Annotated in this window: 25 protein-coding genes; 11 read left to right on the top strand and 14 right to left on the bottom strand. The window is 66.9% G+C overall.

The window, feature by feature from the left end:
• Window position 1 precedes the first annotated feature (1 nt).
• Window positions 2-799, bottom strand: coding sequence for an SDR family NAD(P)-dependent oxidoreductase (locus LMF57_RS07010; protein ID WP_117309971.1), 798 nt, complete (start codon window positions 797-799; stop codon window positions 2-4).
• A complete protein-coding gene (grxD, locus tag LMF57_RS07005; RefSeq protein WP_025875264.1) occupies window positions 796-1,116 on the bottom strand; it encodes a Grx4 family monothiol glutaredoxin in 321 nt (106 codons plus the stop codon). The genes LMF57_RS07010 and grxD overlap by 4 nt, the downstream gene beginning before the upstream one ends.
• A 119-nt stretch (window positions 1,117-1,235) precedes the next feature.
• Between grxD and LMF57_RS07000 the strand changes: the two genes are divergently transcribed.
• Entirely contained in the window at window positions 1,236-1,814 is a 579-nt protein-coding gene (locus tag LMF57_RS07000; RefSeq protein ID WP_117309970.1) for a superoxide dismutase, read from the top strand.
• A gap of 215 nt (window positions 1,815-2,029) precedes the next feature.
• Here the strand turns inward: LMF57_RS07000 and LMF57_RS06995 are convergent, their stop codons facing one another.
• Together LMF57_RS06995 and purE are read right to left on the bottom strand one after the other, a co-directional pair.
• Window positions 2,030-3,178: a 5-(carboxyamino)imidazole ribonucleotide synthase gene (locus LMF57_RS06995; protein ID WP_229291144.1), complete on the bottom strand. Its 1,149-nt coding sequence runs from the start codon at window positions 3,176-3,178 to the stop codon at window positions 2,030-2,032.
• Window positions 3,175-3,678 (bottom strand): 5-(carboxyamino)imidazole ribonucleotide mutase, encoded by a 504-nt coding sequence (gene purE, locus LMF57_RS06990; protein WP_208082025.1) that lies wholly within the window; start codon window positions 3,676-3,678, stop codon window positions 3,175-3,177. The genes LMF57_RS06995 and purE overlap by 4 nt, the downstream gene beginning before the upstream one ends.
• Window positions 3,679-3,736: 58 nt before the next feature.
• Here purE and LMF57_RS06985 point away from each other — a divergent pair, with 58 nt between their 5' ends.
• The 4 genes from LMF57_RS06985 to LMF57_RS06970 all read left to right on the top strand — a co-directional run bounded on the left by LMF57_RS06985 (window position 3,737) and on the right by LMF57_RS06970 (window position 6,355).
• Window positions 3,737-4,006: a Trm112 family protein gene (locus LMF57_RS06985; protein WP_208082026.1), complete on the top strand. Its 270-nt coding sequence runs from the start codon at window positions 3,737-3,739 to the stop codon at window positions 4,004-4,006.
• Window positions 4,003-4,854, top strand: coding sequence for a carboxylating nicotinate-nucleotide diphosphorylase (gene nadC, locus LMF57_RS06980; RefSeq protein ID WP_208082027.1), 852 nt, complete (start codon window positions 4,003-4,005; stop codon window positions 4,852-4,854). The genes LMF57_RS06985 and nadC overlap by 4 nt, the downstream gene beginning before the upstream one ends.
• A gap of 112 nt (window positions 4,855-4,966) precedes the next feature.
• Window positions 4,967-5,935 carry a DUF2272 domain-containing protein gene (locus LMF57_RS06975; RefSeq protein WP_208082028.1) on the top strand — a complete coding sequence of 323 codons (969 nt, stop codon included), beginning with the start codon at window positions 4,967-4,969 and terminating at the stop codon, window positions 5,933-5,935.
• 69 nt (window positions 5,936-6,004) lie between these two features.
• Window positions 6,005-6,355: a DUF3301 domain-containing protein gene (locus tag LMF57_RS06970; protein ID WP_117309966.1), complete on the top strand. Its 351-nt coding sequence runs from the start codon at window positions 6,005-6,007 to the stop codon at window positions 6,353-6,355.
• Window positions 6,356-6,392: 37 nt separating this feature from the next.
• Here the strand turns inward: LMF57_RS06970 and LMF57_RS06965 are convergent, their stop codons facing one another.
• The 7 genes from LMF57_RS06965 to LMF57_RS06935 all read right to left on the bottom strand — a co-directional run bounded on the left by LMF57_RS06965 (window position 6,393) and on the right by LMF57_RS06935 (window position 12,467).
• Window positions 6,393-6,848 carry a ClpXP protease specificity-enhancing factor gene (locus LMF57_RS06965; protein WP_117309965.1) on the bottom strand — a complete coding sequence of 152 codons (456 nt, stop codon included), beginning with the start codon at window positions 6,846-6,848 and terminating at the stop codon, window positions 6,393-6,395.
• A gap of 84 nt (window positions 6,849-6,932) precedes the next feature.
• On the bottom strand, window positions 6,933-7,568 hold the full coding sequence (locus LMF57_RS06960) for a glutathione S-transferase N-terminal domain-containing protein (RefSeq protein ID WP_049466972.1): 636 nt from the start codon (window positions 7,566-7,568) through the stop codon (window positions 6,933-6,935).
• 134 nt (window positions 7,569-7,702) lie between these two features.
• A complete protein-coding gene (locus LMF57_RS06955; protein ID WP_025875282.1) occupies window positions 7,703-8,452 on the bottom strand; it encodes a cytochrome c1 in 750 nt (249 codons plus the stop codon).
• Complete coding sequence (locus tag LMF57_RS06950; RefSeq protein WP_117309963.1) at window positions 8,445-9,704, bottom strand: cytochrome bc complex cytochrome b subunit; 1,260 nt, start codon at window positions 9,702-9,704, stop codon at window positions 8,445-8,447. Before LMF57_RS06950 ends, LMF57_RS06955 begins: the two co-directional genes overlap by 8 nt.
• The gene (petA, locus tag LMF57_RS06945) at window positions 9,704-10,324 is read right to left on the bottom strand and encodes a ubiquinol-cytochrome c reductase iron-sulfur subunit (RefSeq protein WP_025875286.1); all 621 of its coding nucleotides are present in this window, start codon (window positions 10,322-10,324) and stop codon (window positions 9,704-9,706) included. The genes LMF57_RS06950 and petA overlap by 1 nt, the downstream gene beginning before the upstream one ends.
• Before the next feature lie 195 nt (window positions 10,325-10,519).
• Window positions 10,520-11,452 (bottom strand): lytic transglycosylase domain-containing protein, encoded by a 933-nt coding sequence (locus LMF57_RS06940; RefSeq protein ID WP_208082029.1) that lies wholly within the window; start codon window positions 11,450-11,452, stop codon window positions 10,520-10,522.
• Window positions 11,453-11,498: 46 nt separating this feature from the next.
• Window positions 11,499-12,467, bottom strand: coding sequence for a WYL domain-containing protein (locus LMF57_RS06935; protein WP_140226521.1), 969 nt, complete (start codon window positions 12,465-12,467; stop codon window positions 11,499-11,501).
• An 80-nt stretch (window positions 12,468-12,547) separates the two neighbouring features.
• Here LMF57_RS06935 and LMF57_RS06930 point away from each other — a divergent pair, with 80 nt between their 5' ends.
• Window positions 12,548-13,168, top strand: a complete 621-nt coding sequence (locus LMF57_RS06930; RefSeq protein WP_117309960.1) for a glutathione S-transferase family protein — start codon at window positions 12,548-12,550, stop codon at window positions 13,166-13,168.
• Window positions 13,169-13,327: 159 nt separating this feature from the next.
• A complete protein-coding gene (miaB, locus tag LMF57_RS06925; RefSeq protein WP_208082030.1) occupies window positions 13,328-14,746 on the top strand; it encodes a tRNA (N6-isopentenyl adenosine(37)-C2)-methylthiotransferase MiaB in 1,419 nt (472 codons plus the stop codon).
• Window positions 14,747-14,845: 99 nt separating this feature from the next.
• On the opposite strand, the gene LMF57_RS06920 is transcribed toward miaB, so the two are convergent.
• The 3 genes from LMF57_RS06920 to LMF57_RS06910 are packed head-to-tail and all read right to left on the bottom strand — an operon-like array spanning window position 14,846 to window position 17,855.
• On the bottom strand, window positions 14,846-15,958 hold the full coding sequence (locus LMF57_RS06920) for an ABC transporter permease (protein ID WP_208082031.1): 1,113 nt from the start codon (window positions 15,956-15,958) through the stop codon (window positions 14,846-14,848).
• Complete coding sequence (locus LMF57_RS06915) at window positions 15,955-16,878, bottom strand: ABC transporter ATP-binding protein (protein ID WP_117309957.1); 924 nt, start codon at window positions 16,876-16,878, stop codon at window positions 15,955-15,957. Before LMF57_RS06915 ends, LMF57_RS06920 begins: the two co-directional genes overlap by 4 nt.
• Before the next feature lie 20 nt (window positions 16,879-16,898).
• On the bottom strand, window positions 16,899-17,855 hold the full coding sequence (locus tag LMF57_RS06910) for an HlyD family efflux transporter periplasmic adaptor subunit (RefSeq protein WP_117309956.1): 957 nt from the start codon (window positions 17,853-17,855) through the stop codon (window positions 16,899-16,901).
• Between the two features lie 364 nt (window positions 17,856-18,219).
• On the opposite strand from LMF57_RS06910, the gene LMF57_RS06905 reads away from it, so the two are divergent.
• From LMF57_RS06905 to LMF57_RS06890, 4 genes are read left to right on the top strand one after another with little or no spacing between them, the layout of a single operon-like run.
• Window positions 18,220-19,203, top strand: a complete 984-nt coding sequence (locus tag LMF57_RS06905) for a PhoH family protein (RefSeq protein ID WP_117309955.1) — start codon at window positions 18,220-18,222, stop codon at window positions 19,201-19,203.
• Window positions 19,204-19,241: 38 nt separating this feature from the next.
• Window positions 19,242-20,108 (top strand): hypothetical protein, encoded by an 867-nt coding sequence (locus LMF57_RS06900; protein WP_229291143.1) that lies wholly within the window; start codon window positions 19,242-19,244, stop codon window positions 20,106-20,108.
• Window positions 20,109-20,164: 56 nt separating this feature from the next.
• Entirely contained in the window at window positions 20,165-20,650 is a 486-nt protein-coding gene (ybeY, locus tag LMF57_RS06895; protein WP_208082032.1) for an rRNA maturation RNase YbeY, read from the top strand.
• Between the two features lie 50 nt (window positions 20,651-20,700).
• Complete coding sequence (locus LMF57_RS06890; RefSeq protein WP_229291142.1) at window positions 20,701-21,312, top strand: hypothetical protein; 612 nt, start codon at window positions 20,701-20,703, stop codon at window positions 21,310-21,312.
• The last annotated feature ends 78 nt before the right edge of the window (window positions 21,313-21,390 follow it).

The raw sequence follows: 21,390 nt of genomic DNA, 5'->3' as shown, positions 1-21,390 counted from the left end.
TTCATTCCGCTTTACGAACGCCTTCACCCGCCGATGGCGGATTGCCCGCATCGAACACCTGCCCACGCCATGCCAGCCCAGCGGCGGACAAGAGGGTTACGGCCGCTGCAGCAGCGGCCTCCGGACCACATGCGGCCGGATCCTGGTCGATCGAGTAGGCCCGCGCCCGCAGGGCGGTGCGCAAGGGGCCGGGATACAGGCCACTTACCCGCACCGGGCTGCGGGCCAGCTCGTCATGCAGGCTGCCGATCAGCCCGCGCAGGCCGTACTGGGCGGCACCGTAGCCGCCCCAATACGCCTGCCCGACCCGTTGGGGGGCATCGACGGTGAACACCAGCGCCGCATCTTCACGCTGGCGCAGCAACGGCAGGCAGGCCTGGGCCAGCCAGGCCGGAGCGGTCAGGGTGACGTGCACGGCGCGGGCGAAGCTGGCCGGGTCGGCCAGCTCGAACGGGGTCAGGCCGGGAAAATGCGCTGCGCAGATCAGCAGGCCATCAAGGCGCCCCAACTCCTGCGCCACTGCCTGGGCCAGTTCGGCATAGTCGTCGGGACCGGCACCTTCCAGATCCATCGGGTACAACAGGGGCTCCGGCCCGACCGCCTGCACCTGGGCGTAGACCCTGTCCAGTCTTCGTGGCTTGCGCCCCAGCAGGACCACGGTCGCCCCCGCCTCGGCAGCGGCAACAGCGGCAGCGCTGCCGAGCCCGCCGCCCGCACCGGCAATGAGTACCACACGATCCTGCAACGGGCGGCCATCGAGCGCCCCGTCTGCCGGTGACGTCGATGGCCAGGCGCTCATCCCTGCGCGGCCTCTTCGACGATGCGCTTGAGCTCGCCGGCTTCGAACAGTTCCATGACGATGTCGCAGCCGCCGATCAACTCACCGTTGATGAACAGCTGCGGGAAGGTGGGCAGATTGGAGAAGCGCGGCAGGTTGGCGCGGATCTCCGGCTCTTCCAGCACATTGACCGTGCGCAGTGCGACGGCGCCTGCGGCCATCAAGGCCTGCACGGCGCGGCTGGAATAGCCGCACATGGGGTACTGCGGGGTGCCCTTCATGAACAGCACGAGCGGGTAACGATCCACCTCGGCCTGGATTTGCTGCATTACCGCCACACCTCACTCCTTGCTTCGCCGGACGAACCAACCGCGATGGTCGGCTAGACTGCCCACGGTAGCCGCCATTGTAAGCCGATGGTACCGGCTGCCGCCGCCCCCTGGCCACGAACCTGTCCATGCCCGTCGAACTGCCCGCCCTGCCCTACCTGCCCTCGTCCCTGCAGCCGCACCTGTCGGCACAGACCGTGGAACTGCATCACGGCCGCCACCATCGCGCCTACATCGAGGCGGTCAATGCCGCCATTGTCGGCACCGAATGGGAAGAAGCCACGCTGGAGGACATCGTCCGCCACGCCCAGGGCGCGCTGTTCGATGCCGCCGCACAGGCCTGGAACCACGGTTTCTACTGGCAGTGCCTGCGCCCGCGCGGTGGTGGCGAGCCGCAGGCCCGCCTGGGCGAGCTGGTCAAGCGCCAGTTCGGCGACGGCCAGCGCCTGCGCGAGGAGTTCAATCGAACCGCGCTTGGCCTGTTCGGCTCCGGCTGGGTGTGGCTGGTGCAGCACCCCGGCGGGCAGCTCGGCCTGCAGGCCACCCGCAATGCGGGTACGCCGCTGACCGGCGACAGCACGCCGCTTCTCTGCTGCGATGTCTGGGAGCACGCGTACTACACCGACTACCAGAATGATCGTGCACGCTATCTGGAAGCATTCTGGCAACTGGTGAACTGGGAGTTCGCCGAGAGCCAGCTGCGCTGAGACCGACGGGCATCCGCATCCGCCGGGCATGGCCCGGCGCTACCGGCATCACGCCTGGCCGTAGTGGATGCTCATCCTGGTCGGCCTGTTCTGGTAGATGCCCACCTTGGTGGGCGTTGCTCTGGTAGATGCCCACCTTGGTGGGCGTTGCCGGCCAGCGGCCGGCACTACCGGGTTCAGCGGCGCCTGCCGGCCGACGGCCGGCATCACCTTGGTCAGCCGTTACGCAGCGCGTGTACCGCGGGGGCCACCTGGGCCTGGCGGTCGAGCTCCAGGCCTACCTGCTCCAGCGCATCGGCCAGTGCGTCGGCATCATCATCACGCAGGGTGGCGTGACCCACCTTGCGGCCGTCACGCGACTCCTTGCCGTAATCGTGCCAATGGCCACTGGCCTGCTGCAGCACCGGCGCCGGATCGGGCATCGCCCCCAGCCAGTTCAGCATGCAGGCATGGCCGAGCATGCGGGTACTGCCCAGCGGCAGGCCGAGCACCGCACGCAGATGGTTCTCGAACTGGGACGTCTCGCTGCCTTCGATGGTCCAGTGACCGGAGTTGTGCACGCGTGGCGCCATCTCGTTGGCCAGCAGTTCACCGTCGCGGCAGAACAGTTCGAGCGCGAACACCCCCACGTACTGCAGGTGTTCGGCAACACGACGGGCATAGCCGATCGCCGCTTCGTGCTCGGCAGCGGACAGCACCGCCGGTGCGACGCTGGCCGACAGCACGCCGTCGACATGCCAGTTGCCGGTGACCGGCCAGGCCTGGAAGCTGCCATCGCGGCCGCGCACGGCAATCACGCTGACTTCGCGCTGGAAGGCGACGAAGCCCTCGAGGATCAGGCCGGTGCGCTCGACCTGCGCGCCCAGGGCCTGCCATGCCGCATCGATGTCCGCTTCGCTGCGCAGGCGGAACTGACCCTTGCCGTCGTAGCCCAGTCGGCGGGTCTTGAGGATGCACGGCAGGCCGAATTCGGCGGCCCTGGCAGCCAGCTCGTCGCGGCTGCGGATATCGGCGAAGGCCGGCAGCGGAATGCCCAGCTGCTGGAACAGGGTCTTCTCGCTCAACCGGTCCTGGGCCACCGCCAGCGCCGACGGCGGCGGATAGACCGGCACGCGGTCGGCCAGCCATTGCGCGCTGCCAGCCGGCACGTTCTCGAAATCAAAGGTGATCACGTCGACTCTGGCAGCGAAGTCCGCCAGTGCCTGGCGATCATCGAAGGCGCCGACGGTGAGCGGCGCCAGCGGGCCACTGCAGGCGTCGGCCGCCGGATCGTACAGTTCGAAGCGCAGTCCCAGCGGCGCACCGGCCAGGACCATCATGCGGGCGAGCTGGCCGCCGCCGAGGATGCCGACGGTCAGGCTCATTGGCGCGGATCGTCGTGGGCCATCACGTCTTCGGTCTGGCGCGCGCGGAAGCTGTCCAGCGCCTGGCCGATGGCCGGCTGCTCGCTGGCCAGCATCGCGGCGGCGAACAGCGCGGCATTGGACGCGCCGGCATTGCCGATGGCGAAGGTGGCGACCGGGATGCCGGCCGGCATCTGCACGATCGACAGCAGCGAATCCATGCCGTTGAGGGCCTTGGACTGCACCGGCACGCCCAGCACCGGCACCGCGGTCTTGGCCGCGATCATGCCCGGCAGATGCGCGGCACCGCCGGCGCCGGCGATGATCGCGCGCAGCCCGCGCGAACCGGCCTGCTCGGCATAACTGAACAACACATCCGGCGTCCGATGGGCGGACACCACCTTCACTTCGAACGGAACACCCAGAGCTTCAAGCTTCTGGGCGGCGTGCTGCATGGTTTCCCAGTCGGAGCGGGAACCCATGACGATGCCGACAAGCGGCGCGATCGGGTTGGGGGTCATTGGCCGTCACCTGCCTTAAAGACGTATTCTAGCCATCTTCCACGCAAGACGAAGAACCATGGATCGCAAGCTGCTCGACCTGCTGGTGTCGCCCGACACCCGCCAGCCCCTGTCCCTGCTGGATGGCAAGGGCCTGGAAGCCCTCAACCGGGCGATCGCCGCCGGTTCCGTCAACCGCGCCGATGGCAACCCGCTGGCGCAGCCGCTGCGCGAAGCCCTGGTCACCCGCGACCGCAAGCAGGTGTTCCGCGTCGACGACGGCATCCCGGTGCTGCTGGCCGAAGAAGCCATCCCGACCGCACAGATCGCCGACTTCCCGGCCTCATGAGCGCGCTGCCGACGCCGGATCCAGCCGTCGTCGCGGCCGATGTCGCCCGCGCGTTGGCCGAGGACCTGGGCAGCGGTGACGTCACCGCCGCCCTGCTGCCCGACCAGCCCGACAGCGCCTTCCTGCTGTGCAAGCAGGATGCGGTGATCGCGGGCCGTCCGTGGTTCGACGCCACCCATCGCGCACTCGATGCGGACGTGCGGATCGAGTGGCGGGTGGCTGAAGGCGACAGCGTCAGCGCTGGCACCGTGCTGGCCCTGCTGCATGGGCGCAGCCGCAGCCTGGTCAGCGCCGAACGCACCTCGCTGAATTTCCTGCAGACCCTGTCCGGCACCGCCACCACCACGGCCCGCTACGTGGCTGCGGTGGCAGGCACGGGCACACGCATCCTTGATACCCGCAAGACCCTGCCCGGCCTGCGCATGGCACAGAAGTACGCGGTACGGTGCGGTGGTGGCGACAACCACCGCTTCGGCCTGTACGACACGGTGATGCTGAAGGAGAACCACATCCGCGCGGCGGGGTCACTGGCTGCCGCCGTGTCGGCCGCCCGCCAGCAATGGCCACAGCTGCCGCTGGTGGTCGAGGTCGAGGACCTGGAACAGCTGCGGCAAGCGCTGGAAGCCGGCTGTGAACGCATCCTGCTGGACGACTTCAGCCCGGAACTGCGGCGCGAAGCGGTGCGCATCACCGAAGGCCGCATTCCACTGGAGGTGTCCGGCAGCGTCGGCCTCGGCGGCCTGCGCTCGATCGCCGAAGATGGGGTGGACTGCATTTCCATCGGCGGCCTGACCAAGCACGTGCAGGCAATCGACCTGTCGTTGAAACTGGGTCCGCCTCCGGGTTGAGGGTGGATTGGCGGATCGTGATGTTGCCGGCCAGCGGCCGGCACTACCGTTCTCACACCCGGCGTTCACAACGGCGCTGCGACGCTGCGGCCATCCCCCACAGGAGCCGCGCATGCGCCGGATGCTCTTGCCTGCCTGCCTGCTGCTGGCCGCGACGCCTTTCTCGGCCGCCGCTGCCGAAGCCTGCGATGTCCCACCGCGTTTCGGCCTGAGCCCATTGGCGGTCGCCATCCGCAACACCGCCTGCAACGAGCATCGGCTCTGGTATCGCCCCTTCATCGACCGTGACGGCCGCGCCGCCAGCCTCAGTGTCACCGAGGCCGAAGGCGATCATCTGGCCGACAACGGCCTGATCGCCTGGCAACGGGTCACCAGCTACTGGCGCGAAAGCGGCACGCTCAACGCGCTGGGCAGCCAGCCCGGCGCCAGCAGCTGCCTGGCGCCGCTGGGCACGCGTTACACCGACAGCGATTGCCGCGCCTTCCTGATCGACAATCCGTGGTCGGCGGCCTTCATTTCCTGGGTGATGGTGCGTGCCGGCGTACCCGGCTTCAATACTTCCCCACGCCATATCGACTACATCCGCGCCGCCTACCAGGCAGGCCCTTCCGGCGTGCCCTACCGCCTGGTGGACCCGGCCACCGCCAAGCCTGCGCCGGGCGATCTGCTGTGCTTCCTGCGCGACCGCAGCAGCACGCTCAGTTACAGCGGATTGGTGCAGGCCCTGGGCAACGGCTCGGTCGGCCATTGGAAATCGCATTGCGAAGTGGTGGTGGCGGCCAACCTCGGTGGCGACCAGACGCTTTACCTGGTGGGTGGCAATGTCATGAACACCGTGGCGATGCGCCTGCTGCAACTGGATCGCACCGGCACGATCAAGCTGCCGCCGCCGCGCGAGCGCGACACCACCGGCATCGACCCGACCTGCACGCCGGGCCGCGAGGACGAATGCAGCTTCAACCGGCAGGATTGGGCCGCGCTGCTGCAGTTGAATGCCACTGCGCCGCAGCTTGCACCGCTTCCAACAGTGATTCCCGCTGCACCGCCGCAGCAGTCGGTGGAGCCCGGCAGCGTTCGCTGAGCACATGCCGCTTGATCCGGTCGCCATTCGTCGCCATCTTTGGCGGATCGACACCTGACGGCTGACGCCATGCCCACCCTGCTGTTGCTGCTGATTGCCGGCGGTATCGTCTACTTCTTCTGGAACGCAGCGCGTTCGGCCGCCGAACGTGCGATCGAGCTGGGCCGCAACGCCTGCCGTGCCGCCGATGTGCAGTGGCTGGACCAGGCAGTGCACGCCACGGGCCTGCGCCTGTCGCGCGGGGAAGACGGACGGCTCGGCTTCGAACGCACCTTCAAGTTCGAGTATTCCTACGACGGCATCGATCGCCATGTCGGCCGCATGGTACTGCGCGGCGACCAGCTGGTTTCATTCACCGGCCCGGGCGCGGCGCGGATCAGCCAGATCCGTGCGGGCACCGAAGATGCCGAGGACGTGTAGGGGCTGAAGGTGTGCCGACCAGCGGTCGGCCCCACCATTACTTGACCACGCGCAGGGTCGGGCGGCCTTTCGGCGGCGGACCAGCCGGCGGCGTATCGTCCGGCGGCGTCTGCTCACCGTCGTGCAGCAGCTCGTCGCTGGCCGGCGCCGGCTCGCCACCGGGAATGTCATCCGGCAGCGCCATGCCCTGCCCGGTTTCGCGGGCATACACCGCCAGCACGGCGCTGATCGGTACCTGCACCGGGTAGCTGGTGCCGGAGAAGCGCGCCGAGAAGCTCACCGACTCGTTGTCGATCACCAGCCGCACCACCGCGCGTTCGGCGATGTTGAGCACCACCCGGCCGTCCTTGATGGCCGAAGGTGGAACCTGCACGCCGGGAACGCCGGCGTCGACCAGGATGTGCGGCGTCAGCTGGTTGTCATTGATCCATTCCACCAGTGCCCGCAACAGGTACGGTCGGTGGCTGGTCATGTGGAAGAAGTCTTCGGTCATGCGTGAAGTGTAGCGCCCGACGCCCCGGTCGGGGCGTATCGCCTGCACGCCGGTCGGCGTGCAGACGGGAAAGCGGATGGCCGATCAGCCCGGCAGATCGCGCAGTTTCTTTTCCTGCTCGGTCAGGCTGCGGACGAAACCGGGGTGGCGGAAGATCCGGTTGCCGTAGTCCTCGATCGCCTTGCCGTCCTTCGGCAACGGTACATCCAGCGACTGCAGGCGCCAGATGATCGGCGCCATCGCGCAGTCGGCCAGGCTCATTTCCGGGTTGAGGAAGAACTTGCTGGCCTTGAACAACGGCAGCGAGGCCGTCAACAGTTCCTTCAGCCGCTTGCGCCCTGCCTCGGCCTGGGTCTTGTTGCCCAGCTGGATCGCCTGCACCTGCGGCACCCAGTCGTGCTCGATACGCAGCATGGCCAGGCGGATCCGCGCGCGCGACAGCGGGTCGACCGGCATCAGCGGCGGATGCGGATAGCGCTCGTCCAGATACTCGCTGACCACCGACGCGGCATACAGCACCAGCTCGCGCTCGACCAGGGTCGGCACCGAGTGGTACGGATTGAGATCGATCAGATCTTCCGGCGGGTTCTGTGGATCCACCGGTACGAAGTCGAAACTCACGCCCTTGGCCGCCAGCACCAGGCGCACACGGTGGCACAGTACATCGTCGTTCGAGGAAAACAGCGTCAGTGTATTGCGCATGCGTACGCTCGCCGCCATCAAAGGCTCTCCTACGACAGGAGACCGCCTGCCGTATCGGCGCCGCCAGCACCGTGCTGACGGTCGACTCCTCCCCGAGTGTGCAACCGACCATCACAAAAGCCAATAGGCCCGTTGCGATGGCCGGCCCTGGATCAGTGCACGTCCTTCCAGTATTCCTTCTTCAACAGGTACACCAGGAAGGTCAGCAGGGCCAGGAACAGGATCACCCAGACACCGAGCTGCTGCCGCTTCAGCGCGGCCGGCTCGCCGGCGTATTCAAGGAAGTTGGTGATGTCGCGCACGGCCTGGTCGTACTGCGCCGCATCGACCGAACCCGGGCTCTCGATGCGCAGGCCCGTCACCGGCGGGTCCATGCCCGCCGCTTCGGCCTTGCCATGCACCGCATGCTGCAGGCCCTGCATCTCCCACAATGGATTGGGCATGGATGCGTTGGCGAACAGCGCATTGTTCCAGCCCAGCGGGCGGCTGCTGTCCAGGTAGAACGACTTCAGGTAGGTGTAGATCCAGTCGCTGCCGCGCACCCGGGAAATCAGGCTCAGGTCCGGCGGCATCTTGCCGAACCACTTTTCGGCCTGCTCCTTGGGCATCGCCACCGGCACCGGATCACCGATCGCCGAGCCGGTGAAGTTGAGGTTGTTCATCACCTCTTCCTCGCTCAGCCCCAGGTCCTCGCCCATCCGCGAATAGCGCAGGTACTTCAGTGCATGACAGCCACTGCAGTAGTTCATGTACAACTGGGCGCCGCGCTGCAGCGACGCCCGGTCACCCAGGTCGTTGCCGGCCTGCAGCAGCTTGGTGCCGCCCTCGGCGGCCATGGCCAGGGTACTGCCCAGCATCAGGGCGGCCGCCAGGGCCAGCCGGACCATCCAGCGCTCAGTCATGCGTGGTCACCCTTTCCGGTACCGGCTTGGTCTTGTCCAGCCTTGTCCATATCGGCATGGTGATGAAGAAGGCGAAGTACAGGAAGGTCAGCACCCGCCCGACATAGGTCTCGTGTGCATCGGTGCCCGGGCCGGAGCCGATCACGCCGAGCCAGACGAAACACACTGCGAACACCCCCAGCAGCACCCGCGAGAGCACGCCACGGTAGCGGTAGGACTTGACCCGTGCGCGGTCCAGCCAGGGCACCAGGAACAGGATGGCGATGGCCGAGAACATCACGATCACGCCACCCAGCTTGTTGGGCACCACCCGCAACATGGCGTAGTACGGCGTGTAGTACCAGACCGGCTTGATGTGCTCGGGGGTGACCAGGCGATTGGCTTCGGTGAAGTTGTCGTGTTCCAGGAACAGGCCACCGAAGGCCGGTGCGAAGAAGATGATGAAGGCCGCGATGATCAGCAGGAAGCCCGCACCGACGCCGTCCTTGAGTGTGTAGTAGGGATGGAACGGGATGCCGTCGGTCGGTGCGTTCGGTGACCAGCGGTTGCCCTTCGGGCCCTTCTTGATCTCCACGCCATCGGGATTGTTCGATCCCACTTCATGCAGCGCGCCCAGGTGCAGCACCACCAGCAGCAGCAGGACCAGCGGCAGCGCGATCACGTGCAGTGCGAAGAACCGGTTGAGCGTGGCGTCGCTGGGCAGGTAATCGCCCATGATCCATTCGGTCAGGCCATTGCCGATCACCGGAATGGCGCCGAACAGCGAGATGATCACCTTGGCACCCCAGAACGACATCTGGCCCCACGGCAGCACGTAGCCCATGAAGGCCTCGGCCATAAGCACCAGGTAGATCAGCATGCCCAGGATCCACACCAGCTCGCGTGGCTTCTGGTAGCTGCCATACAGCAGCCCGCGGAACATGTGCAGGTAGACCACGATGAAGAACAGCGAGGCACCGGTGGAGTGCATGTAGCGGATCAGCCAGCCCCACTCCACGTCACGCATGATGTATTCGATGGAGGCGAATGCTTCGGCGGCATTCGTCTTGTAGTGCATGGTCAGGAAGATGCCGGTGACGATCTGATTGACCAGCACCAGCAGCGCCAGCGAGCCGAAGTAGTACCAGATGTTGAAGTTCTTCGGCGCGTAGTACTCGCTGACGTGCTTGCGGTAGATCGGCATCAACCCCGGCGCGCGGGCATTGACCCAGTCGGCCACGCCGGTGGCGGTACGGCTGAGGATGTTGGACATCAGGCAGCCCCCTGCGGATCGACACCGATGATGATGGTGTTGTCGTCCTGGTAGTGGTGCGCGGGCACCTTCAGGTTGATGGGTGCGGGCACGTCCTTGAAGACGCGGCCGGACATGTCGAAGCGCGACTTGTGGCAGGGGCAGAAATAGCCGCCCTTCCATTGCGGATCGTAGGGCTCGGGGCGGATTTCACCCACCATTTCCGGCGAACAGCCCAAGTGCGTGCAGAGACCAACCAGCACCGAGATCTCGGGCTTGATCGAGCGCAGCTCCGGGTTCTGCTTGAGCACGTACTCCGGCTGCTGGTCCTTCTCGCCGGACTCGGGGTCCTTCAAGCGGCCATCCAGCCCATGCAGCGCGTCAAGGATCGCCTTGGACCGTTTGACGATCCAGATCGGCTGGCCACGCCATTCCACGATCAGGCGTTGGCCTTCCTGCAGGGCGCTGATGTCGGCCACCACCGGTGCGCCGGCAAGCTTGGCGCGGGCACTGGGGTTCCAGGATTTGATGAAAGGAACTGCGGTGAATCCGACGCCGACGGCGCCCACCACGGCTGTGGTGGCAGTAAGAAAACGCCGACGTCCGGTGTTGACTGGATCGTGTACCCCATCGTTGGCCATCCGGCACTCCGATATTGATTAGGTAGCTTTAAGGCTGCCAGCGGTTCCGGTGGGGGCCAGAGCCGCATTGAATCTCGGTCGAGTGTAGCGGAACCGTTGCGCGCCACACAACGCATTGCAACAACTCTTTCAGATCCTTGCCGACTGACAGTCGGCACCTACCTGTTCAAAGGTGTGCCGGCCAACGGTCGGCACCTACTGCTTGGTCAGGGCGGTGCGATAGCGCTCGGCCAGCTGGCCGACCCGGCGCACGTAATACTGGGTCTCGCTGTAGGGCGGCACGCCGCGATGGCGATCGACCGCGCCCTCGCCTGCGTTGTAGCCGGCAGCCGCCAACGTCAGATCACCGTTAAAGCGCTTCAGCAACCACGCCAGATACTGCACACCGCCACGGATGTTCTGCCCCGCGTCGTAGGAATCGCTGACGCCGAAGCGCGCGGCGGTGGGTGGCATCAGCTGCATCAGGCCCTGGGCGCCGGCACGGCTGAGTGCGGTCGGGTTGTAGGCCGATTCGGCATGGATGATCGCGCGTACCACGGCCTCTTCCACCCCGAATTCGCGTGCGGCCGAGGTGATCTCGCTCTGGAAGGCCGTGGTGTTCAGGCGCACGCTGCCGAAATCGACGCGCGGATTGACCCCACAGGCGTAGCAGCGCTCCATGAAGCTGTAGCGGATCGTCCGCACCGGGCCGAGGTTGGCGACCTGGGTCGGGCGTGCGCTGGTGTAGTGGCGCACCCCGTCCTGCATGTACGAATAGACCTGTCCGCTGACCATCCTGCCGCCGCGCGGACTGGCCGGCGTAGAGCTCGTTGCGGGTGCCGGGGTCGCTGCGACAGCAGGACTGGCCGCAGCGGCGGCGACCGCGACCGGATTACGCTCGGCGCTGGCCACCACTGCAGCAGGTGCCGCAGGTACTGGTACCGGCGCCGGCGTGGCAACGGGAGCGCGCGCCGCCCTGCCCGCGCTGCGGGTGTAGCTGATGGTGCTGCAATGGGCACCGGCCACCCGCTTGCTGACATAGCTGGTGACACCGTCGGCGCCGAGGCACTTGTACAGGGTACCGGCGCTGGCCGGCGCAGCGGTCAGCGCAGCGATGATGATCGCCGTTATCCCCAGTCTCCCCTTCATGGCCGCGAGTGTCCCAGCTTCGCTGCGGCTTGCCAAGGGCGCCGGCTCAGACCGTGACGGCGGGCACGGCCAGGACCTGGCCAAGCCCGGTCAGGCGCTGGGCCAGCTCCTCGCGCAGCTCGGCCGGCGTGGTCCACAGCGCCACCGGCAGGCGATCCAGGCTGAGGATCTGCGCCAGCATCATGCCGCGGCTCTCCGCGCCCATCCGCAACAGGCAATGCGCTGGCCCGTCGGCCTCCAGCACACCGCACCAGGGCGGAATGCGCCCGGTCAGCTCCGCTTCGCTGCCGGCCAGGCGCAGGACGGCCTGCAGCGCGAACGGCGCCTGGCTGACCGCCTGCCGCACCATCACATCCGGCGGCGCCGGAGTGCGCCGATGCAGGCCGGGCTCTGGCAGCGGACGCACTGCGCCCATCCGGTCCACGCGCAGCGTGCGCCAATCCTGCCGCCCCAGGTCCCAGGCCAGCAGATACCAGCGCCGTCCGTAGTTGACCAGGTGCTGGGCCTCGACCTCGCGCTGCGTCACCGCGTCCTGCGCGCTGCGGTACTCGAAGGCCAGCCGCGCGGCCTGCCGGCAATGCTGGGCCAGCCGCCCGAGCAGGCGCGCGTCGGTGGATGGCAGGTCGGACAGGGTTGCGGTGGCGGCATGTACTTCGCCGGCCTGCTGGCGGCGACGCGCCGGCACCAGCGGGTCGAGCTTGGACAGCAGGCCGCGTGCGGTGTCGTCGATGCCGGACACCGTGGCCGACGCCGCGCGCAGGGCAATCGCCAGTGTGGTGGCCTCCTCCTCATCCAGCAGCATCGGCAGCACCGGCGCACCGGCGCCCAGCCGGTAGCCGCCACCTACACCGGCCGAGGCCTGTACCGGATACCCCAGCTCACGCAGGCGCTCGACATCGCGACGGATGCTGCGCCGGTCCACGCCCATGCGCTCGGCCAGCTCGGCGCCGGACCAGTGACGGCGGGCCTGCAGCAGGGAAATCAAGCGAAGCAGGCGATGGGCGGTATGGCGCATGACGGATCGCGGACAGAATTCGTCCGCAATTGTGCCCCAGCATGGGTCCCACTTCACCACCACCTGCAGGGAGCAATGCCATGACGTCACGCCAGATCACCCTCTACCACGCCGCCCGTTCACGCTCGAGCGGCGCGGTGGCCCTGCTCGAAGCACTGGGCGCCGACTACCGCATGCAGGTGCTGGACCTGAAGGCTGGCGCCAACCTGGCCCCGGCCTATCTGGCGATCAATCCCATGGGCAAGGTGCCGGCCATCGTCCACAACGGCGCCCTGGTGACCGAGCAGGTGGCGATCTATCTGTACCTGGCCGACCTGTACCCGGAAGCCGGACTGGCACCGCCGATCGGCGACGCCCTGCGCGGCCCCTACCTGCGCTGGATGGCCTTCTATGGCGCCTGTTTCGAGCCGGCGATGATCGACAAGGCCATGCATCGCGAGCCGCCGCCGCGCCTGATGTCGCCCTACAACGATGCCGATACGGTGCTGCAGGTGATCGAGGCGCAGCTGGCGCAGGGGCCGTACCTGCTGGGCGAGGTGATGAGTGCGGCCGACGTGCTGTGGGGCAATGCATTGGCCTGGACCAGTGCGTTCGGCCTGGTGCAGCCGGCACCGGCGACGGCCGCCTACATCGCACGGATGAGTGCGCTGACCGCGTTCGACCGCTCGCGGCAGATCGATGCGGAGCTGGTCGCGGCGTAAGGCACCCGGCCCGGCGCTGCCGAACGGCACGGGATGCAGGCAGCGCGGGGCCATGCCCCGCGAGCGCGCAGCGTGGCGCCGCTGCCGTTGCGCCGGGCGCACGCCCTGGGATGCGGGTAGAATCGCCCCCTTTCCCGCCACCCGAATGGATTAAGCGCCATGAACGGGACGCCAGACGTCTTTCCGCCCGCCACCCAGGGCGGCACCCCGCTCGTTGCCCTGCCCTCTGGTCCGCGCAAGCCCGACCAGGTGAAGGGCAAGCTGTACATCAAGACCCACGGTTGCCAGATGAACGAGTACGACTCGGCCAAGATGGCCGACGTGCTCGCCGCCAGCGATGGCCTGGAACTGACCGATCGCCCGGAGGACGCCGACGTCATCCTGGTCAATACCTGCTCGATCCGCGAAAAGGCGCAGGAGAAGGTGTTCAGTCAGTTGGGCATCTGGAAGAGCCTGAAGAACCAGGGCCGCGAGGTCATCATCGGCGTAGGCGGTTGCGTGGCGTCGCAGGAAGGCGAGGCGATCATCAAGCGTGCGCCGTTCGTCGACCTGGTGTTCGGCCCGCAGACACTGCATCGCCTGCCGGAACTGATCCGCGCCCGTCGCGAGCAGCAGCGCCCGCAGGTGGACATCAGCTTCCCGGAAATCGAGAAGTTCGATCGCATGCCCGAACCGCGTGCCGATGGCGCATCGGCATTCGTATCGATCATGGAAGGCTGCTCCAAGTACTGTTCGTTCTGCGTGGTGCCCTACACGCGTGGTACCGAAGTCAGCCGTCCGTTCGAGGACGTGGTGGTGGAAGTGGCACAGCTTGCGGCACAGGGCGTGCGCGAGATCAACCTGCTCGGCCAGAACGTCAATGCCTACCGCGGCCCCTATGGTGACGGCGAGCTCGCCGACCTGGGCCTGCTGATCCGCACCATCGCCGAGATCGACGGCATCGGCCGCATCCGCTTCACCACATCGCACCCGCTGGAGTTCAGCGATTCGCTGATCGACGCGTTCCGCGATGTACCGCAGTTGGCCAACTTCCTGCACCTGCCGGTGCAGGCAGGCAGCGACCGCGTGCTGTCAGCGATGAAGCGCGGTTATACCGCACTGGAATTCAAGTCGAAGATCCGCAAGCTGCGTGCAGTGCGCCCCGATATCTCGATCAGTTCGGACTTCATCGTCGGTTTTCCTGGCGAGACGGATGCTGATTTCGAGAAGACCATGAAGCTGATCGAGGATATCGGCTTCGACCACAGCTTCTCCTTCATCTATTCGCGTCGCCCGGGCACGCCGGCTGCAGACCTGGAAGACACGATCAGCGACGCGGAAAAGCATGCGCGCCTGTCGCGGCTGCAGGAACGGATCAACGCGCATGCCGCGCAGATCTCCGAAACGATGGTCGGCAGCATACAGACCGTGCTGGTGGAAGGCCCTTCGCGCAAGAACCCGAACGAACTGACCGGCAAGACCGAGAACATGCGTTCGGTGAACTTCCCGGCGCACCCGCGCCTGATCGGCCAGTTCGTGGACGTGGTGATCACGGAAGCGATGACCAACTCGCTGCGCGGGCGCGTCGTGACGGAATAAGGTGTGCCGAACAACGGTCGGCACCTATCGAGGAATTGAGGTGTGCCGAACAACGGTCGGCACCTACCGGGGTGGATGCCGACCGTTGGTCGGCGTGCTTCAATCCAGGCGTTTGCGGAAGCGCAGGATGGCCAGGGTCATCATCGCCACGATGAACACCAGCAGTGCCAGCGCGTCCGGCCACAGCTCCCACAGCGAAGCCCCGCGCAGCATGATGCCGCGGACCAGGCGCAGGAAGTGGGTCAGCGGCAACACTTCCGCCAGCCACTGCACCGGCCGGGGCATGCCGGCGAACGGGAACATGAAGCCCGACAGCAGGATGGAAGGCAGGAACAGGAACAGGGTCATCTGCATGGCCTGGAACTGCGAACGCCCCCGGGTTGAAATCAACAGGCCCAGCGCCAGGTTGGCCAGCACCAGCAGCACGGCGGCAAGATAGACATCCAGCAGGCTGCCGCGGATCGGGACCTCGAACAACCACGTGCCCAGCAGCAGCACCAGGGTGGTCTGCAGCAGACCAATCGCTGCGTATGGCAATACCTTGCCGACCATCAGTTCGCTGCGCGATACCGGCGTGGCGATCAGCAGCTCCATGTTGCCGCGTTCGCGCTCGCGTACCACCGCCACTGCAGTGAACATCACCAGGGTCATGGTCAGGATCACCCCGATCAGGCCGGGCACGATGTTCACCGCTGACCGTCGTTGCGGGTTATAGAAGCTGATGACGCTTACCGGCCCGCTGGCAATATTGCCCTCGCGCAGCGGCCGTGTGTTGCTGGTCGGCCGCGTGTCCAGCGGCACCTGCGCCAACTGGATCGCCGCACTCTGCACCACCGTGTCGCTGCCGTCGACCAGCACCTGCACCGCTTCGCGGCCTTCGTAGCGGCGTCGTTCGAAATCGGCGGGGATCACAATGCCCACGCTGATCCTGCCCTGCCGCAGTGCCTGCATCAGCTGGTCGGGCGTATAGGCTTCGCTGCGCGGTGTGATCACCCCCGTGGCGACCATGTCCTGCACCAGCGCACGCGAGGCGGCGCTGTTGGCCTGGTCGGCGATGCCCGCATCCAGGTGCCGCAGGTTGAGGTTGATCGCATAACCGAACAGCAGCAGCTGCATCACCGGGATGCCGATGATCATCGCCAGGGTGATGCGGTCGCGGCGCAGCTGCCGCAGCTCCTTGAGCATGATCGCCCACAGCCGGCGCGGGTTCATGCGGCCGGCTCCCGGCCACGGCCGCGAGTGGCGGCAACGAAGACATCTTCCAAGTTGGGCGCCACCGGTTCGATGCTGGCCTGCGGATCGGCGTCGGCAAGGGCCTGCGCCAACACGCGGGTATCGGCCGCGCCCTCGCTGCACAGCACGCGCAGTTCGGTGCCGATCTGCGCCACGCTGAGCACGCCCGGCAGCGCCGCCAGCGCGCGGCTGGCCTGCCGGGGTTGCGCGGTGGTGACGGCCAGGGTGCGGCCCTGCAGTTGCGCGCACAGTTCGGCCGGCGTGCCATCGGCTACCAGGGCACCGCGATCAAGGATCGCCAGCCGGTGGCAGCGTTCGGCCTCGTCCATGTAATGGGTGGACACCAGCACCGTGGTACCGGCATCGGCGAGTTCGAACAGCGCCTCCCAGAAATCACGACGCGACTCGGGATCGACCGCACTGGTCGGCTCATCCAGGAACAGCAGTTCCGGCGCATGGATCACCGCACCGGCCAGCGCCAGCCGCTGCTTCTGCCCCCCACTGAGGGTGCCGGCCAACTGCACCTGGCGATCCTGCAGGCGGTACTGCTGCAGCAGCGCATCGACCCGTTGCCGTGCCTGCGCGCGTGGCAGATCCTGGATGGCGGCAAGGAATTCCAGGTTCTCCCGCACCGACAGGTCTTCGTACAACGAAAAACGCTGGGTCATGTAGCCGATGCGGCGGCGCAACGCCTCGGCCTGCGCCGGGATCGCCAGGCCCAGTACGTCGATCTCGCCCGCGCTCGGCTCGAGCAGCCCGCACAGCATGCGGATGGTGGTCGATTTGCCCGAGCCGTTCGGGCCGAGGAAACCGTATACGTGCCCACGCGGCACCTGCAGATCGACGTTGTCCACCGCCAGCAGGTCGCCGAAACGGCGGCTCAGGCCCCGCGCACGCACGGCGATGTCATCGACCGGATTCAGAAACGCACCTGCACCGGCAGCCCGGCGGGCAGCGCCTGCATGTCGGCACTGTCGTCGATCTCGATCTCGGCCAGGTAGCTCAACCGCGAGACGTCATCACCAGTCAACGCGTAATAGGGGGTAAAGGAAGGTTCGCTGCGGATCGACCGCACATGCCCTTTCAGTACGGTGTTGGCGCCGTCCAGCTGCACCAGCGCGGCCTGCCCGACCTTCACCTGCAGGCGCAACGGCTGCGGCAGGTACACGCGCGCATACGGCCGTTCGCCCACCAGCATCACCACCAACGGTGCACCGATCGGTGCCTGGTCGCCTTGCCTGTAGGGCAACGCATCGACCACGCCATCGCGCGGTGCGCGCAGCTGCAGCTTCTGCAGGTTGACGGCCTGCACGACCTCCTGTGCCTGTGTCGCCCTGGAGGCGGCCTGGCCCTGGGCGATGTCCTCACGACGGTTGCCGCGCTGCAGCTGCAGCCATGCCTGTTCGGCAGCACGCACGCTGGCCACGGCGTTGTCGGCGGCCGCGCGGGCCCGGTCCAGATCAGCGGCAGCCACCAACCGCTGACGGGCCAGCGGTTGCACCCGGCGGTAGTAAGCGGTGGCTTCCGCCGCCTGCGCGCGCAGCGCGGTGAGCTGTGCCTGCGCCTGGGCGATCTGCTCCGGACGCGGGCCCACCTGCAGTTCCTCGAGCTGTGCCTGCGTGCGGGCCGTTTCGGCCTGTGCGGCGTCGAGCTGGGCTGCGCCGCGGGCAGGGTCCAGGCGCATCAGCAGCGCGCCCGCCTTGACCGCCTGCCCCTCGCGCACGTCAACGGTACTGATCACTTCAGCCGCCGGTGCGGGCACGCTGATCCGGTCCCATTCAAGCGTACCCAGTGCTGCTGGTGGTGCTTCGCCGCAACCCGCCAGAAGGCAGCTGCCCAGCAATCCCATCCTGCGCACCCACGTGCCCACGGCCATGCGCCACCTCCTGCGATGGCGCCACGGTGCCATGCTCCCTGTGCACCCGCAATGATCCAGATCAGCGCTGGCCAATAATTGATCAGTCGCTGCCAAGGCCACTGCCGCAAGGCTCGCTGCCACCTATCCACAGGTTCGTGGCAACACCGTCCACACCGCATGTGGAAAACCCTGCAGGCACTGGCACAATTTTCACCACGGCATCATCTTCCTTGTGGCACAAGCCCTGCGAAGATCTATCCACAGGTTTCTTCGGCGCCGGTCCACACCCGGTGTGGAGAACTGTTGTCATGCCGGCTTGCGCGTTACCCTTGTCGTCCCTGACTCCATCGCGGTGGACGGCGACCCCGCCCCACCCCAAGCAATGAAAAGCATCGAGCATCGAGACTTCACCCTGTCGCCGGAAGACAACGCGCAGCTGGCCAACCTGTGCGGCCCGTTCGACGGCCACCTTCGCCAGATCGAACTGAAGCTTGGCGTGGAAATCGCCAACCGGGGCTTCGTGTTCCGCGTCAGTGGCCCGGCCGAAGCCAGTGCCGAGGCACAGAAGCTGATCGAGGCGCTGTACGAGGAAGCCGCCGAGATCACCTTCGACAACCACGCCATTCACCTGCGGCTGAACGCGGCCAACATCGAACAGATCGCCGACCGCTCCTACGAAGCGCAGGACGTGGCGATCAGGGTCAAGCGCGGAACCGTGCGCGGCCGGGGTTCCAACCAGAGCCGCTACCTGCACCAGATCGTCAGCCACGACATCAACTTCGGCATCGGCCCGGCCGGTACCGGCAAGACCTTCCTGGCCGTGGCCAGCGCGGTGGAAGCACTGAACGAATCGCGCGTGCAGCGCCTGATCCTGGTGCGTCCGGCGGTCGAGGCCGGCGAGAAGCTAGGCTTCCTGCCCGGCGACCTGAGCCAGAAGGTCGACCCGTACCTGCGCCCGCTGTACGACGCCCTGTATGAAATGCTGGGCGTGGAAAAGGTGCTCAAGCTGCTGGAAAAGAACGTCATCGAGATCGCGCCGCTGGCCTACATGCGCGGCCGCACGCTCAACGATGCATTCGTGATCCTGGACGAAGCGCAGAACACCACCATCGAACAGATGAAGATGTTCCTGACCCGCCTGGGCTTCGGCTCCACCGCCGTGGTCACCGGCGACCTGACCCAGACCGACCTGCCCAAGCATGTGAAGTCCGGCCTGCGCGATGCGATCGACGTGCTGCGCGATGTGGAGGGTGTCAGCTTCACCTTCTTCGAAGCCCGCGACGTGGTCCGCCACCCGCTGGTGGCGCGCATCGTCAGTGCCTACGACCGCCGCGACCTTCATGAGATCCAACCTGGAGCGGAATGACACTACACTGCGGGCTCCTGTGCACATAAGGACGTGTCATGGTTCGCCCGGGTCTGCTGCTGTCGTTGTGCCTGCTGGCCCTCGGGCCGGTCCATGCACTCGCCTCTCCCCCGCCTGCCGCCGAAGCGCGGGCGTATGTTGAATCCAGCTATGTGATTGCTCCCTACCAGGTGGAGGATTTCACGCTCGTACGCAGCAGTTACAACCCGGACGACCGATTGGCGGGGGCCGGGTTCAGTTACCGCAGCCGCCTGCACCCAGAGGCGGCGATCAGTGTTTTCGTGTATCCGGCGGGCCGATTGGACCCGCAGGTTGCCGTGGACCGCGGCATGCAGGCCTTGCAGGCGGACCTCAGGCAGGCGGTTGCGTCCGGCGTCTACGCGGACCTGCAGGAGCTGGGACAGGAGCCCTTCCCGTTGTCGGCCGAGGCAGTTGCTGCGGAAGGTGCCAATGACATCGACGCAGCGGTGATCCAGGCCATTGCCAAGGCCGAGCAGGTCCGAGGCGAGAAGCTGCGCCTGAGCCTGCTGCACGTGTCCAGCAACCAGCCGCTGCATTCCAATGGCTATCTGTTCTATAAGCAGCTGCATTTCTTCAAGCTGCGCATCTCGGCCAATCAGTCCGTCCTGCCGCGCGAGGCATTCGATGTCCTCGCTGATCGCGCCACGCGCGGCCTGATCCCGGCGCTGGAAGTGGCCAACGTAGGCGGCTGTGCCAACGCCACCCTGTATGTGGATCCCGATGCGGCGCCGGAGCAGGGGGCAATCCAGTTGGCCAGACAGGTGACGCTGCAGAACGGCTACAACTGCCACCCATCGACCGGCGGTGCCGACATCCAGGGGCGTGCGGCCAAGGCGTCGGTGATCGAAATCGCCTACGAAGCCGGCGACTGGAAGTCGCAGTGAACGGCGACACGCGCGATACTGTGACCTCCTGTTCGATCTGAAATGCCGGTGTTGCCATGACCAAGGGTCCCGTCCGCCTCGATGTCGCCGTCAGCTATGCCCTGCCCCGTGCCGGGCTGCCCTCTGCCGTCAGCTTCCGCAAGTGGGTGGCGGCGGCGCTGAAGGGCCGGATCCGCGAGGCCGACCTGGCCATCCGCGTGGTCGACAGCAAGGAAGGGCAGTCGTTGAACCGGCACTACCGGGGCAAGGACTACGCCACCAACGTGCTCAGCTTTCCGGCCGACGTGCCGGAGGGCCTGCCCAAGGGCGTAAAGTTCCCGCTGCTGGGCGACCTGGTGATCTGCGCACCGGTGGTGGCGCGTGAAGCCGAGGAGCAGGGCAAGGGGCTCAATGCCCACTACGCGCACCTGACCGTGCACGGCGTGCTGCACCTGCTTGGCTGGGACCACGAGGACGACAAGGAAGCCGAGGCGATGGAACAGCTGGAGCGCGAGATCCTGGCCGAGCTTGGCATCGACGACCCGTACGCCGGCGAGCGCTGAAGCGGGGGCAGCGCTATCCTGTGCCTGCACCCCTGCCGGAGACATGGATGATGATGGGCAACATCGGGCCGCTGCTGGCCGGAACCGGAAGTGCGATCTTCGCCCTGCTGCTGGTGGTGGCCGCCAATGTGGTGCACCGGGTCAGCGCCCGCCACCCCGATGGCCGGCACTGGCTGCTGCGCACGCTGGCCCTGCTGGCGCCTGTCAGCCTGCTGGCGGGTGTGGCCGTGGGCATGGTCGGGCCCCATCTGCTCGGCGGCGATGGACCGGTGAACAGTACGCCGGCGCTCTGGATGACCGCGATGGTGCTGATCCTGATCGGTGCGCTGTGCGCACCGGTGAGCTGGCGCGTGGTCCTGCAGCAGCGCCTGGGGCGTGCAAGCGGCAGCCTGCCTTTCTTCCATGCAACGCGTGCGCAGCTGCGGATGCTGTTCCTGCTCGCCGCGGTGTACATGGTCGCTATCCGCCGGGTCAGCACGGACCTGCCGGACGGGCTGCTGGAGCCGGCTGCACTGCAGGTTGCGGTCGGTGCGGTGATGCAGCTGGTCCACATGGCAATGCTCTCGGCGTTGCTCACCTTGCCGGTGATGGCGCTGCGCGCCGTGGCCCGCTGGCCGCTACGGCGCATGCAAGCGCGGCTAGGCCGCACTTCGCAGGACTGAGCGCGCCCCTGTTATCCGGCTCGCAGCGGTTCCCGCCCTGAACCGGCCGGCGCGGTCGCCGGACACGGCGACGGCCGC

The organism is Stenotrophomonas sp. SI-NJAU-1, assembly GCF_020883215.1.
GTDB lineage: Bacteria > Pseudomonadota > Gammaproteobacteria > Xanthomonadales > Xanthomonadaceae > Stenotrophomonas > Stenotrophomonas indicatrix.
The sequence above is the reverse complement of the archived record's forward strand: the minus strand, read 5'-3'. Positions and strand labels throughout refer to the sequence as shown.

Bases quoted from the DNA above. Each gene is read 5' to 3' on its own strand.
- LMF57_RS06910 (WP_117309956.1), bottom strand. From the start codon at position 17,855: ATGGCCGTGGGCACGTGGGTGCGCAGGATGGGATTGCTGGGCAGCTGC.
- LMF57_RS07000 (WP_117309970.1), top strand. From the start codon at position 1,236: ATGCCCGTCGAACTGCCCGCCCTGCCCTACCTGCCCTCGTCCCTGCAG.
- LMF57_RS06960 (WP_049466972.1), bottom strand. From the start codon at position 7,568: ATGGCGGCGAGCGTACGCATGCGCAATACACTGACGCTGTTTTCCTCG.
- nadC (WP_208082027.1), top strand. From the start codon at position 4,003: ATGAGCGCGCTGCCGACGCCGGATCCAGCCGTCGTCGCGGCCGATGTC.
- LMF57_RS06900 (WP_229291143.1), top strand. From the start codon at position 19,242: ATGGTTCGCCCGGGTCTGCTGCTGTCGTTGTGCCTGCTGGCCCTCGGG.
- LMF57_RS06955 (WP_025875282.1), bottom strand. From the start codon at position 8,452: ATGACTGAGCGCTGGATGGTCCGGCTGGCCCTGGCGGCCGCCCTGATG.
- purE (WP_208082025.1), bottom strand. From the start codon at position 3,678: ATGACCCCCAACCCGATCGCGCCGCTTGTCGGCATCGTCATGGGTTCC.
- LMF57_RS06935 (WP_140226521.1), bottom strand. From the start codon at position 12,467: ATGCGCCATACCGCCCATCGCCTGCTTCGCTTGATTTCCCTGCTGCAG.
- LMF57_RS06890 (WP_229291142.1), top strand. From the start codon at position 20,701: ATGATGGGCAACATCGGGCCGCTGCTGGCCGGAACCGGAAGTGCGATC.
- ybeY (WP_208082032.1), top strand. From the start codon at position 20,165: ATGACCAAGGGTCCCGTCCGCCTCGATGTCGCCGTCAGCTATGCCCTG.
- LMF57_RS06995 (WP_229291144.1), bottom strand. From the start codon at position 3,178: ATGAGCCTGACCGTCGGCATCCTCGGCGGCGGCCAGCTCGCCCGCATG.
- miaB (WP_208082030.1), top strand. From the start codon at position 13,328: ATGAACGGGACGCCAGACGTCTTTCCGCCCGCCACCCAGGGCGGCACC.
- LMF57_RS06985 (WP_208082026.1), top strand. From the start codon at position 3,737: ATGGATCGCAAGCTGCTCGACCTGCTGGTGTCGCCCGACACCCGCCAG.
- LMF57_RS06940 (WP_208082029.1), bottom strand. From the start codon at position 11,452: ATGAAGGGGAGACTGGGGATAACGGCGATCATCATCGCTGCGCTGACC.
- LMF57_RS06930 (WP_117309960.1), top strand. From the start codon at position 12,548: ATGACGTCACGCCAGATCACCCTCTACCACGCCGCCCGTTCACGCTCG.
- LMF57_RS06950 (WP_117309963.1), bottom strand. From the start codon at position 9,704: ATGTCCAACATCCTCAGCCGTACCGCCACCGGCGTGGCCGACTGGGTC.
- LMF57_RS06905 (WP_117309955.1), top strand. From the start codon at position 18,220: ATGAAAAGCATCGAGCATCGAGACTTCACCCTGTCGCCGGAAGACAAC.
- LMF57_RS07010 (WP_117309971.1), bottom strand. From the start codon at position 799: ATGAGCGCCTGGCCATCGACGTCACCGGCAGACGGGGCGCTCGATGGC.
- LMF57_RS06920 (WP_208082031.1), bottom strand. From the start codon at position 15,958: ATGAACCCGCGCCGGCTGTGGGCGATCATGCTCAAGGAGCTGCGGCAG.
- LMF57_RS06965 (WP_117309965.1), bottom strand. From the start codon at position 6,848: ATGACCGAAGACTTCTTCCACATGACCAGCCACCGACCGTACCTGTTG.
- LMF57_RS06975 (WP_208082028.1), top strand. From the start codon at position 4,967: ATGCGCCGGATGCTCTTGCCTGCCTGCCTGCTGCTGGCCGCGACGCCT.
- petA (WP_025875286.1), bottom strand. From the start codon at position 10,324: ATGGCCAACGATGGGGTACACGATCCAGTCAACACCGGACGTCGGCGT.
- LMF57_RS06970 (WP_117309966.1), top strand. From the start codon at position 6,005: ATGCCCACCCTGCTGTTGCTGCTGATTGCCGGCGGTATCGTCTACTTC.